This window comes from Legionella sp. km772, from assembly GCF_003989735.1.
Lineage (GTDB): Bacteria > Pseudomonadota > Gammaproteobacteria > Legionellales > Legionellaceae > Legionella.
Genome location: NZ_RZGQ01000002.1, coordinates 1 through 13213, shown reverse-complemented (window position 1 = coordinate 13213; position 13213 = coordinate 1). Strand labels below are relative to the sequence as shown.

Sequence of the window (13213 nt, the reverse complement as noted above, 5' to 3'; positions counted from 1 at the left end):
CTATCTTGTGAGTTCATTAAATCAGGTCTATAACTATAAGAATATAAAGGGAGCTTCTGATGCCGGAAAAGAAACTTAAAAACAAAGCAAACCATGCCTTGAAGCCCCATTCTTTTTCATCTGCGCGCACTTCTGACACGGTTCTATCGAGCATTATTAAATCATTGCCAGGCAGTATCTACTGGAAAGATAAGGACGGTTACTATCTTGGTGGCAATGATACCATGTTAGAAATGACGGGTATGTCCTCCATTATAGGTAAAACGGATTTTGATATGCCATGGGCTGATACAGCCCAAACCTTACGTGACAACGACCTGAAGGTAATGGCACTAAATACAGCATTGGAAGTTGAAGAAACTGCAACTTTAGCATCTGGGCAACAAGTCATCGTGTTAACACGAAAAGCCCCTTTGCATGATGAACAAGGTAATATCATTGGAATTATTGGAACGTCATTAAACATCACCGATCGTAAAGAGCAAGAATCCATTCTTCGCACAACGCAAGAGCAAACGCAGTCCACCCTGGAAAATATCGTAGCCAATATGCCAGGACACGTGTATTGGAAAGATAGAAATGGTGTTTATTTGGGCTGTAATAACCGGCAGGCCAGAAGCTTAGGCTTTCAATACGGCCATGAAATTGTAGGAAAAACAGATTTTGATTTACCCTGGGGTGAAAACAAGGCCGAACTGTTCCAGAGAAACGACAAACACATCATGGAAGCGGGCGAAACGGAGATTATTGAAGAAAAAGCGCAAGTCGATGGCAAAGATGCGATTGTGCTTAGTCACAAATCCCCCATGCGCAACAAACAGGGCGAAATCACGGGGCTATTAGGTATTTCAATTGATATCAGCGACAGGAAAAAAATAGAAACCGAATTACATCGAGCCAAAGAGCTAGCCGAAGCGGCCAGTCAAGCCAAAACCGAATTTCTTGAAAACATGCGCCATGACATTCGCACCCCACTCACAGGAATCGTCGGATTTTCAGACATTATTAAAGCAGAAGCAGATAACCCAAACATTAAAGAGTATGCCGATAATCTCATTGCATCAAGCCATGCCTTACTTGATTTAATGGACGAGGTGCTGGAAGCCATTCGAGTTAGCTCTGGTGAAATACCAAAATTGAAGAAAAAATTCATTTTGAATCACATTGTGCAGCATGCAATGGATTTAAATAAAGCCAAAGCCGCGTCCAAACGCTTGGATTTTTCCATGGAATTTGATAAAGATATTCCTCAATATCTCATTGGCGATAGTGTTCGCATTCACCGCATTGTTATTGAGTTACTCGCCAACGCGCTTAACTTTACCGATTCTGGTTCTGTTAAACTCACCGTAACACTCGCAAGCCGTCAGAATAGGGAAATCATTATTAAATTAATGGTTCAAGACAGTGGTATGGGAATTCCTAAGGACAAGCAGCAGGAAATTTTTCTGCATTTCAAACGATTAACACCCTCTTATAAAGGAATTTATAAAGGTGCAGGACTTGGGCTTTCTGTCATTAAACAATTTATTGACGACCTGGATGGGGAAATTTACGTAGACAGTGCATTGCAGCAAGGAAGTACATTTACTTGCGTTATTCCTTTGAAAGTATCACTTATTGAAGATGACACTGGGCTTGTTGAGGATTTTGAAGACAACCTTGTCCTGCCCTCTTCCCAAATCATGACGCCCAGCATAAAAGCCACCACGAAAGCACCTGACACGAAAAACCTAACGCATCAAATATTGGTTGTTGAGGACAACACCATCGCGCAAACGGTTGCCAAATCCATACTGACTCAATCAGGCTGTCATGTGGATGTAGCCGCTAATGGGCAAGAGGCATTGAACCTTTGGAAGCAAAATGAGTACGATCTGATCTTTATGGATATTGGACTTCCCGACATGGATGGTTATCAAGTGACTCACCACATTCGAGTGCAGGAAGTTGCTAAAAATCGTCATACGCCAATTATTGCCCTCACCGCTCATGTGGGCGAGGAGAACAAACAACGATGCATTGAATCAGGCATGAATGCTGTCTTAAGCAAACCTTTATCAAAAAAGAGTTGCGATGAAATATTAAGCTCCTTTATTTCTCAAAAGCCACGGGTCGAATCTTCTTCAAATCCCCGTTCTTCTGATTTACCGGAAACAGAAGCCGAATTATTTGATTTATTATTCTTTCCAATACTGGATGTGGAAGAAGGCATTAAGACAACCGGATCTGAAAACATGCTTGGGGAGATGTTGCAATTCATGCTCGACTCCTTACCTGATGATATGACGCAACTTAAAAAGACCCATGATGCACTGGACTGGGAAAAAACACAGCAACTCGCCCATAAAATCAAAGGTGGTGTAGTCTATGTCGGTGCTGTTCGGATGAAGATGGCCTGTCAATACCTGGAGCGGTATTGGAAAACAGGACAACGCACGTTACTTGAGTCGCTTTATCAGCAACTGCTGCAAGTAACGCATGAAAGCGTTGTTGAAATTGAGCAATGGATTAAAAACAGAATGTCCTCGTAATGTCTTTTATGGGGCTATGCTATTGCCTACAACAACAATATGTAGTTTCTTGATTGCTTCAAACAAACTATATTTAGTGGTTGATGGTGTCAATTGCATAGCCCTGATCTTTTATTGCGTTTCAGCAAACTGACTATTCGCCATAACATGAGAAAGTAGTTCCTGGTCTACTTGTGCAGGATATTTTTTAAATCGCAACGCCACAGGTCTTAGAAAATGCGGGTAATGCGGTTGGATTAAATAATGCCAGGTTGCCGCCATCGCCTTATTTCGACCACTGGGATACACCTCAAAATCATAGGCTTTTTCTGTCCATAAACACATCACAGCACATTCCTCAATCAAATAATCCAGACATAGCCTGAACGCTCGTTCATGATCGATGTCTTCTTGATTAAACCGACTTAGAAAACGCGTTAAAAAATCATCAATATTGGCATGAATGGCTTGTTGGAACAATTTATTGGAATCATATTCCTTTTGTACACGCACATGGCTGTTGATGTAATTAGGACTGTTGTACCACTCATCCCAGCGCATAATATCAAAGGGGATGGTTAATTGGCTGTATGCCATCTCGTTTCGTTTTAACCAGGCATCCCCTTCTCTAACCGCCACTTGATACAATTCATCGGGAGTCGCATGATTCATAATGCCGAGGGTATGGCGCTGCACACTATCATCCACAAGAATAGTGCATTGCTTAAAAGAGTGGTTGATGAGTTTAATGACCGCCTCAAATTTTGCCCCTTCGTGAATGGTTTGCCCGACACTGATGGGCATTAAGCAAGTCGATTGAGGAAAGAGCTTCCTTTCTTCGGGTGGGTTTTCTCTAAATGATGCCTTTACAATCCGGTTATCCACTAAATCAATCACCAGAACCTCCTTAAGATGTTTAAACGGCTTATTGCATCACTCATCGATGCAGAACAAAAAGAGGTCATATTTTAATCTATTTTCACCTTATTTGTCTATTTGTTACTCAAAAACACAGGCTTATCCCCAGAAAATGTGGATAACTTAAAGTATTTATTGATGTATAAAGTTCATCCAATGTCTTATTCCATGCATTTCAAGCACAGAGCTTTGTATGATTTAAAATATCCTGTTGCTCACATTCTTGTTCAATAAGAAACTGCTGATGCCATAAGTGCTCTAGTTCTCGTCTTACCTCTTGAATGCGCTCTCGAATCGTAACAATCATTTCTTCACTTGATTTCTGATAGATGCTTTGCGTAAGCGTATCCAGTAACGTGCTTTTTTCAAGCATTTGAACCTCTAGCTGAGTGAGTCGTTCGTCTTTTTGCTCTTCAATTATCCCCTGCTTAGGATTCATTTCGTTATTTTTTTGTTTTTGCCATCGTTCTTCACGCAATTCTTGTTGGTCTTTAAAATCTTGTCCCAAATAGAAGTGTTTGTAGAATCCTTTAGGGGTACGCCAACGATTTTCCCGAATCATTTTTGAAAGGATGTTATTCCGATGTTTAAAACACGTCACATCTGGCAAATAAAACTCGCTGTTAAGCAGTGCAAACAAATATTCGGCTGCCAGTTGTTTTGGAGATGAAAGTTGTTTTTTGTGTTCAAAAGTTAGATTGAATAAAGTGCCTAATACCAGTTTTTTGACTTCATCAGGGATTTCTTCCTTTATTTCTGAATAGAGTAAACTCTGAATGGATTCGAATTGCTGGCTTAATCGTTGGAGTGTTGTTTTATCCACAGAGCGGGTTAATTTTTTAAAAATAATATTATTAATAAAAAAAGAAGGATAAAGATCACTTATATATAATCCCCTCATTTTGAGGGGATCGATCCCCTCATTTATATCAATGTCTTTGCATTCTGGTTCGATATTGTCCTGTTCTTGATTGTCTTGCTGATAAGAATCGTTGGGGTTGTTGTGGATATCTGTCGTGTCTTCTTGAGGTGTCTCTGAAGCGGGTTGGGATGGCTTAATCAGTGCGAGCAGTTTATCGGTAATATGAATGTAGTTGCCTTTTTTTACTTCAAAGCCACCTTGCTCTTTCGTTCTACTATAAAGCGCCTGGCGTCGTTCAATAAAACCATCTTCAACTAATTCTTTGATGTACCGTTCTAAAGTGCTTTTGGGAATACCGGTGTCTTCAACGATTTGTGCATAGGGCTTCATGAACCATTTATTACTAGAGTTTTTTAAGGTGTAGGTGCTGGTTTGCCAACCTAGCAGTATATAATCCACAAGTTGCGCTTTTCGAGCAGATGGAATTACTTTCATGAGATGCTTAAATCTCACGTGAAAAATTGAACAAAGGTTCCCCATAGATAATATCCTTATCTTTATTGTTTTTTTTAGGGAACGAGGCTAAAATTTTCTTGCGTATCCAAATATATCAATAGAATAAATAATTCATGATAATTTTGGGCATTAGCTTCGTTCTAAGCTAGATTCTTGGGGTTATTAAGAGCGCCAACTCTTAATAACCCCGCTGTAATTTAATGTTTTTATCCTTTTTCTTATCGCTGTTTGATGGAGCACAGATAAGTGCTTTTGAATATTCTTATTTTTTTATGTAGAACAGTCAAATTCTATAACTTATTGAAATTAATGAATATTCCTGATAGTTCGCCATAATATTCCTGATAGTTCGCCATAATATTCCTGATAGTTCGCCATAATATTCCTGATAGTTCGCCATAATATTCCTGATAGTTCGCCATAATATTCCTGTAGTTATTTATTAATACTCAGAAAATAGATTGTCATTGATCATTAAATGGATTATTTGGCCTATATTGTCTCTTATTAAGGCTCAATGGTAAAAAATCAGAATCGAATTTCCATCTAAAATAAATTAATGGTTCGCCATTCCAAGCTTCCAAGTTTCGGGGCTTGGGGAGTAATGGAACGGCCAACCGACTTAAGGATTATTAGGATCTCTTAGTGATCTTAATTTTCCATCTTTTACTTCATCAGGCATCGAGAATGAATATCGACCAAGCATATTAAAATGTGCTTTTGCAAATGGTGATAGCCTCACTTCATCTTCTTCATTAACGGGAAAGTCCTCGTTCTTTAGCTGATCTAGCGCTGCATCCATATAAATAGTGTTCCAATGAACCAAAATATTAAGCACTAGGCCGAGGGCCCCTAATTGATCCTCTTGGCCTTCACGATAGCGTTGGTGTAGTTCTCCTCTTTTTCCGTGAAAAACAGAACGTGCCAAACTATGTCTTCCCTCTGTCAAATTCAGTTGCAATAAAGTACTACGACGGCACGATTCATCATGAATATAGTTAAGCATATGAATAGTCTTATCTATGCGTCCAATTTCAGCAATCGCCTGTGCTAATCTTGTAGGTTTATCACCCACCTGTAGAGTTCTCATAATCCCTGTTGCGGGTACTCGGCCAAGTTTTAAAGACCCAACCAAACGCAGCACATCATCCCAATGAGGAATAATACGCTCAAGATTTGCACGATGTTTAGCAAGAATATTGAGTTTGCCATAATCGGCTACTGGATCAACCCGCCAAAAACGAGCATCCCCCAAATCAGCTAAACGTGGACTAAAACGATACCCTAAGAGGCGAAATAAGCCGAATACAATATCACTATAAGCACCTGTATCTGTCATTATTCGAGTAGGTTTTAACTCTGTTTGTTGTTCTAGCACTACTCCTAATAGAATCAAACTGTCTCGCAATGTTCCAGGCACCGTAACATCATTCAATCCCGTCCTTTGATTTGACAGTAAATTATACCAGGTAACTCCACGCCCTTGATTAAAGTACTTTGGGTTTGGAGCTGAATGCAAAGAGCGAACAGGTACAACAAAACGCATCCCATCAGCAGAGGCTATGTCTCCACCACCCCATTTTTTTGCTAATTTACTCTGGTTTTGTGCCGCAACTAAAATAGCGTTGGATGCTGTTATTGTCTCATCGCGAATATAATTTTGATCAACCCATATCAGGCGATCTCTTTTTAATGCTGGAATATCTTCCCTAACAAAAGGTTCAAGACCAGTATTGCAAGCTTGAGCAAGTAAAACAGCACAAATACTGATTTCTAAATCAACAGCCCGAGCATTGCCTTCATTAATATGAGTAAATGCTGAAATAAAGTTAGTTCGTTTAGCAATTTCCAGCAATACTTCGGGTAAATCTACACGAGGAAGTCTGGATTTAACCTCGCTGCGCAACAGTTTTAGCGATTCAGGCTCATCTAACTTATCTAATTGGGTTAGAATAAGCTCTTCATTGCCTTTAATAAGATCAAATCTTATAAAAGGGTTATTATCAAAATTTTTAGCCACTAATTTATATGTATCATCCAATTCATTAACAAACTCCTGTAAATAACCATGAGGTTCATTTGTTAAGTTCAAGGAACGACAAATCACAGGACGTATGGCTTCCCACTCTTTTCCTCCATGAAGATTGGCTCTAGGATCAGAATAACGCCAACTTGGGCTAACAAAGAGATCGCGGCGTTTCAATGCTCCTTGCAATTTATCAAGAACACAAAAAATATACGCGGTTTTGTTGAATTGATTTTCTTTATCCAGAACATATCGTTTCCATGTTTTACTGACTAAAGCCATTGGCGCTTCTTTTTTTGATTTACTTTTTAACCAATCAAGAGCCTGGATAATAGGTTTTCCTGCTTCATTGCCGTCAAAGTGAATAACACGAAGAAGAGCAGGCAAAAAATTTTTAATTGTTTGCTCCTTATCTTCAAGTTCTCGATAAAAAACATCATCCGGTGGCTGAATTAGTGCATTTGCTTCAGTAACAGCGATTATTAATTCCTCATATCCAACAGTATTGAAGATTTTACTACGAACCTCTTGATCAGTAAGATTGTTATCTAAGACAACTTTGCAAGCATTGATCAATGTAGCTGCAGCGGAGTCTAAATCCTTAATTGTACGTAACCTCTTTTTATGATTTTTACGCTTTGCTTTTGAAAATAGTTCACTTAATACAATAGCTAATATATCAAGTGCGTCATCCTGTGTAGTCGCCTCAAAATGATGTGCAAAAGCGACTAAGGTTGCCATCTTTCTTTCATAAGAAAGGCGGCTTATAGCTGTTGTCTTTGCAGTATTAGCAAAGCGAGAAAGAACAGATATTCGACCTTCCGGCACCCGCTTAGGTAATTCGATGCTTAGTTCCCGCGCTGTTTCAATACGCTTTAGCGCTTTAACCAACGTTTTACTACTTGCTCTCACAGGGCCTTTGCGAAGAATATCAAGCAATGATTGTCGTTGCTTATCTGCTACCAATAGTAAATTATTAAGTTTCTCTGTCTGATCACCAGTTAAGTTTTTAATCAACGATCGCCATAAGCGAGTATCCATTCTACTACGAATTTCAGCAATAAAACGTTCTACTGTTGTTATTCCTGGCAATAAAACTTTATTGTTTATAAGCCATAACACTGTTTGCTCAAATAATAGTCCTGGTCTATCTGTTCCTGTCCAAAATAAAGCATAAAGCCAACGACCTAGCTTAAAACGAATGCCTCTCTCATTAAATTCTTTAAACCCATAGCGAACTCTTATTTCGGTGGTATGTCTCCATCGTTGTTCACTTTTCTGATAACGATCAAGGCAATTTTGAATATCATCCACATTAACTTGAATGGCAATCCGCTCAATTATTTTATGAGGTATTTCGGTTAAATCACTGTAAAAAGTGCCAATATATCTAACCGTAGTTAATTGAAGCGCATAACCCAATCGACTAAATTGTCCTCGTTTACTTTTTATCCATTCTCTATCCTGATCATCAAGAAAAAAATAATTGGAGATAAACTCTGGCGTTAAGTCATGAGGGTACTTGCCATAATTTTCACGTTGATGAGGAGAAAGAAAATCGACCGGCATAACATCTCAATATAAAGCTTGTTGCAAAACTTCTAAGATTTGCAACAAATAGCACCGGACTAAATTTGCTGGCATAAATTAGTTGCAAAAATCAGATGCAAAAGTCTATTGTTTTGCGATATGATTTGCAAATAAATTTTATGGACTTGCTATGAAAATTGGATATGCTCGGGTTTCAACCACCGATCAAAATTTAGAGTTGCAATTAGCTGCTCTAAAAGAAGCTGGATGTAGCCGTATTTTTCAAGAAAAAATTTCGGGAGCAAAAAAAGACCGTCCTGAATTAGAACGTTTACTGGATCAACTTCGTCCTTATGATATTGTAGTTGTTTGGAAATTAGATAGATTAGCTCGTTCTACCCAGCACTTATTGGAGTTTGTAGAACGAATAAGAATGGCCGATGCTTCATTTTGCTCGCTTTCTGAACCATGGGCCGATACAACTTCTCATGCAGGCAAAATGATCATGACTGTATTTGCTGGTATTGCTGAATTTGAGCGTGATTTAATTCGTGAGCGCACTTCTGCAGGGCGTGAGGCAGCCAAACAACGTGGAATTAGATTTGGCCGCCCTAAAAAAATGAATGAAGAGCAAAAATTATTAGCCAGGCGATTATTGGAAGAAAATAAATCAGTAAGTGAAATTGCTAAAACTTTTAATGTTCATAAGGCAACAATTTACCGATTGCAGGATTAAGAATAATATGACTCAACAATGTTCCTTTGAATTTCCAAAATTGGTTGGATTAATTTTAACGTTTTTCTTGATCACTGAATTAAATCTAGTTAATGCCACTAACTTAAATTCAACCCAACATTCTCGTGCTTGTCTCAATGCAGACAATATAAACAGAATTAACGCAAATGGCGAATGTCTGGCAGCTCAGTCATTTTTTTACAAAAATAAATTACCAAAAAAAAACTCCAGGTTACTTATATTCATACATGGAGATGGTGCAAAAGGTGGTGGACCTAGTGATTATTTAAAATACCAAGCAACATTTTTTCTAGATCCTAGCACTATATCTACTGTATTAATTCGACCTGGGTATTATGATAGTTATGGAAATTATTCGACTGGCGAAAGTTATGCCTTTGACTGTGAAGGATTCCCTTGTGATGGTTATAGAGAAAAAACAATTACAACACTTGCGAGTGCTATAAAAAAACTGAAAAATTTTTATCAACCCAGATGTACTATTTTAGTCGGACATTCGGGTGGTGCTATGATGTCTGGAGTTATTTTGGGGAAATATCCTCATTTAGTTAGTGGGGCTGTTTTGGCTTCTACTACCAATAATGTCCACGAGTGGTCTAATCATCATGGATGGGGAAAATGGCCTAATAGCTTATCACCTCACGATTGGGTAGCTAAAATTCCCAGTGATACTTTCGTTTACATTGTATCTGGAATCAGAGATAAGAATACGTATCCGAATATGGCAAGAACATATTATGAATCATTAAAAAAATCAAAGATACCTGCCTATTTTATATCTAGTGAAGAAGGATCACACAACACAATTGTTTTAAATAAAGCAAAAGAGTTTAAACTCGCGATTCAAAAGGCTCTAAAGGATTGTCCAGCACCTTAAGTCGGTTGGCCGTTCCATTACTCCCCAAGCCCCGTAATAAAGAGCAGGGATTTATTGATTATTGAAAAGAACTATTCAAGATCCCATTTCGTACCCAATAATACGATTACGTAATTAGGAAATACCATTTTATGTTTTCTCCAAGACAGAGCCCTTAAGTCTTGACACAAGGGCGTTGAGGTCATTGGTTGTAGTGTTGATGCTCTTCAGTGGAGCTTCGATTTATAACTGATATTTATTTTTCTGGTTTTTTTATTTATTTGAAGTATTTGAATGGTGTAGCTTTTTAGGCTATGATTGAAGCTTAGTTGGCTTCAACATAAAAATCATGTTTGATACTTCAATATTGTTTTCTGAATATCGGCGGCGTGTGCTGGCACTTTTATTGCTTCATCCTGATGAGCGTTATCATGTCCGAGAGATTGCGCGGTTAACGAATACCACAGCGGGTACACTTCATCGAGAACTATCCAAACTTGCTAAATCCAAAGTACTTCTGCGCGAGCAGAGTGGTAATCAAGTTTATTACCAAGCAAATCGAAATTTTCCTATTTATACGGAGCTTACAAGTATTTTAAAGAAAACGTCTGGTTTGGTGGATGTGTTGTTTGATTTTTTAACTCCATTAACTGAAAAAATTGAAGTAGCTTTTGTTTTTGGTTCGGTGGCCAAAGGAGCTGAAAACCTTGGAAGTGATATTGATGTACTTATTATTGGTGAGGTTGATTTTACAGAAGCAGTTGAGGCTCTTTATGCTGCTCAAGCTAGTTTAGGAAGAGAAATTAATCCCAAAATATATTCCAGGGAACAATGGAAGGCATCTTTACAAAAACAAGATCTTTTCATTCAGGAGGTTTTAAATAATCCCAAGCTATTTATTATGGGAGCTGAACATGACCTTGGATAATTTAATTGGCATAAGCCTGGAAAAAATACCGCCTCACCCAGATACCATAAATCGGCTTTTGAATGCTGCTGAACGTAATATTGTGGATTCAAAAATTGACTTGGTTAGCGCGGAGAATCGCTTTGATGCTGCCTATAAAGCAATTATGCAAATTGCAAATGCAGCACTTCAATCTCATGGATATCGAACCTTGACTTCTAAACCAGGACATCATCAAACGATGATTCAGTTATTGCCTCAGACTTTAGGTATTGATAAAAAAACAGTGATTATATTGGATGCTATGCGTAAACAACGCAATATTGCAGATTATTCTGGCGATATTATTCCTGAGAGTGCAGTAATAACTTGTATTGCTCAAGCAGAAGCATTGTTAAAGGATTTTAAAAAATGGCTGAGTGTTAAAGATGGAAAACAACAGTGATGTAAAGCAACAACTCAATGAATGTCTTGAGGTACTAACAAAGATTTTAGGCGCAGATCTTTTGGGTGTTTATCTTTATGGTTCTTATCTTGTAGGTGGTTTGCAAAAATACAGTGACATTGATTTATTTGTTGTAACAAATCGTAGCACAACATCAAAAGAAAAGATGGAGTTGACTACCCATCTTCTCCAAATATCAGGCATTTACATGAAAAGTACGAAGCCACCTATAGAAATGACCCTTGTGGAAAGGGAGGCTATCAATCCTTGGTATTATCCACCCCTTTTTGATTTTCAATATGGCGAATGGCTTCGCTCATCATTTGAAGGGGGAAATTTTGAACCATGGCCTGATCGTGAAATGCCAGATCTTGCGCTGATTATCACGCAGGTCTTATTGATGAGTCATACATTGATGGGAGAAAGCCCTAAGCAACTATTAGACCCGGTCCCATATAGCGACTTTATAAAAGCGATGCTTCATGATCTTGATAGACTTTCAGCAGAACTTGAACAGGACACTCGAAATGTATTACTAACCTATGCACGGATTTGGAGTACATTAGAAACTAATGAGATTTGATCGAAACCTATAGCCGCCAATTGGGTGATTGATCGTCTACCTAAAATGTATCAGCCCGTGATGAACAGAGCGAAACACATATGCATTGGTTTGGAAGATGAATATTGGGATGATATTAATGTGCTTGTAAAACCCTGTGCTGATTTTATATTAAGTAGAATTATCGATCAAAAGTTATCAATAAATCTAAAAGATCCTTGCGCCTTAATAAAGTTAGCCTAGATAGCAGGGCAGGTGTAGACTATATTTGCCATTAGTATTATTTCAGTAAGGTTCATTCAGTCATTTCCAGGTATTCTGCTACATTGCTACACGATCATCAAATCATTCAAACCATCTAGATGAAATTATCTATGAAATCATAGAGTAATGAATTTCTTCTGTTACAAATCCGATCAATTATTTGTAGCAAAAAAGTTGCTACTGTATTGCTACTACATGCTACATTTCAAATGCTGCAAAACACATCCTGAAATATAAAAAAGAGGACATCATCAATGCCAGAAAGGGTTTAAAAGGTTTGGCATTTTTAGACTTTGCAAATACATCCTTATTTATATAAAATAATAATAAATCAGGGTGTTAATGGGTTTTTGATGGCACGTGAGGGAAAAGCAAAGGTTTTGAGTGAAGCGGAATTTAAATTACTGCTGTTAGTCGCAAAAGAGAGCAACTTTAGTGCTCGTAATCTTGCCATCATCTATTGCTCTTTTGGGCTGGGGCTACGCGCCAAAGAAATTGCCTCGCTCACCATTGCTGATGTGGCCAATTCTCATTATCAATTACTGGATGAGCTCAGTTTAAAACGCTCCATGACCAAGGGCGAAAAACAGCGCCACGTTTACCTGACGCATAAAAAGATACGCGAAGTCTTGCAAACTCATTTAAATGAATTAAAAGGTATGCCACGAGATAAAGCCTTGTTTCAAACTGCGTATTCTGACGAAAATGAACACCTATTCTGGTGGAACGTGAACACCTATTATTTTAACGCATTGTCCGATAAACCTTTTACACCAAGTGTTCACTTTCAGTCAATTTCCCAAGTATTTTTCGCATGGATTCCCCTTTTAAATTTAATCGATGAGCATTATGAACCAGCCTATCCAAAATAGCGTCAGCCAGTGTGTTATCACCAATACAGGCATACCATTGATCGACAGGAAGCTGACTAATGATGGCTTTGTCGCAAAAAAATAGTCCCTGGGTTAGACTCTGTATTTTTGCAAGGGAACGACCAGAGATGCTGAGTTTTAAGTGGCGCCATTTTAAGCAGGACATTATATTAATGCTGGTTAGA

Annotated in this window: 8 protein-coding genes and 3 pseudogenes; 7 read left to right on the top strand and 4 right to left on the bottom strand. The window is 38.3% G+C overall.

Features of this window, described 5'->3' with window-relative positions; translation table 11 throughout:
• Positions 1–59 precede the first annotated feature (59 nt).
• Positions 60–2534 (top strand): PAS domain-containing sensor histidine kinase, encoded by a 2475-nt coding sequence (locus ELY15_RS00580; RefSeq protein ID WP_127097714.1) that lies wholly within the window; start codon positions 60–62, stop codon positions 2532–2534.
• A gap of 111 nt (positions 2535–2645) precedes the next feature.
• Here the strand turns inward: ELY15_RS00580 and ELY15_RS00575 are convergent, their stop codons facing one another.
• The 3 genes from ELY15_RS00575 to ELY15_RS00565 all read right to left on the bottom strand — a co-directional run bounded on the left by ELY15_RS00575 (position 2646) and on the right by ELY15_RS00565 (position 8404).
• Complete coding sequence (locus tag ELY15_RS00575) at positions 2646–3410, bottom strand: tRNA-dependent cyclodipeptide synthase (protein ID WP_233586453.1); 765 nt, start codon at positions 3408–3410, stop codon at positions 2646–2648.
• A gap of 196 nt (positions 3411–3606) precedes the next feature.
• The gene (locus ELY15_RS00570; RefSeq protein ID WP_233586451.1) at positions 3607–4788 is read right to left on the bottom strand and encodes a helix-turn-helix domain-containing protein; all 1182 of its coding nucleotides are present in this window, start codon (positions 4786–4788) and stop codon (positions 3607–3609) included.
• A 643-nt stretch (positions 4789–5431) separates the two neighbouring features.
• Entirely contained in the window at positions 5432–8404 is a 2973-nt protein-coding gene (locus tag ELY15_RS00565) for a Tn3 family transposase (RefSeq protein ID WP_127097712.1), read from the bottom strand.
• 151 nt (positions 8405–8555) lie between these two features.
• On the opposite strand from ELY15_RS00565, the gene ELY15_RS00560 reads away from it, so the two are divergent.
• The 6 genes and pseudogenes from ELY15_RS00560 to ELY15_RS00535 form a co-directional block, all read left to right on the top strand.
• Positions 8556–9101, top strand: coding sequence for a recombinase family protein (locus tag ELY15_RS00560; RefSeq protein ID WP_127097711.1), 546 nt, complete (start codon positions 8556–8558; stop codon positions 9099–9101).
• Positions 9102–9108: 7 nt separating this feature from the next.
• Positions 9109–9999 carry a S9 family peptidase gene (locus ELY15_RS00555; protein ID WP_127097710.1) on the top strand — a complete coding sequence of 297 codons (891 nt, stop codon included), beginning with the start codon at positions 9109–9111 and terminating at the stop codon, positions 9997–9999.
• A 370-nt stretch (positions 10000–10369) separates the two neighbouring features.
• Positions 10370–10906 carry a nucleotidyltransferase domain-containing protein gene (locus ELY15_RS00550; protein ID WP_233586449.1) on the top strand — a complete coding sequence of 179 codons (537 nt, stop codon included), beginning with the start codon at positions 10370–10372 and terminating at the stop codon, positions 10904–10906.
• Entirely contained in the window at positions 10893–11330 is a 438-nt protein-coding gene (locus tag ELY15_RS00545) for a hypothetical protein (RefSeq protein WP_058452972.1), read from the top strand. Before ELY15_RS00550 ends, ELY15_RS00545 begins: the two co-directional genes overlap by 14 nt.
• Positions 11314–12135, top strand: a pseudogene (locus ELY15_RS00540) (aminoglycoside adenylyltransferase family protein). The gene ELY15_RS00545 and the pseudogene ELY15_RS00540 overlap by 17 nt, the downstream one beginning before the upstream one ends.
• Before the next feature lie 374 nt (positions 12136–12509).
• Positions 12510–12836 (top strand): annotated as a pseudogene (locus ELY15_RS00535) (tyrosine-type recombinase/integrase); the annotation flags it as partial.
• 88 nt (positions 12837–12924) lie between these two features.
• On the opposite strand, the pseudogene ELY15_RS00530 reads toward ELY15_RS00535, so the two are convergent.
• A pseudogene (locus ELY15_RS00530) lies at positions 12925–13092 on the bottom strand (ATP-binding protein); the annotation flags it as partial.
• Positions 13093–13213 lie beyond the last annotated feature (121 nt).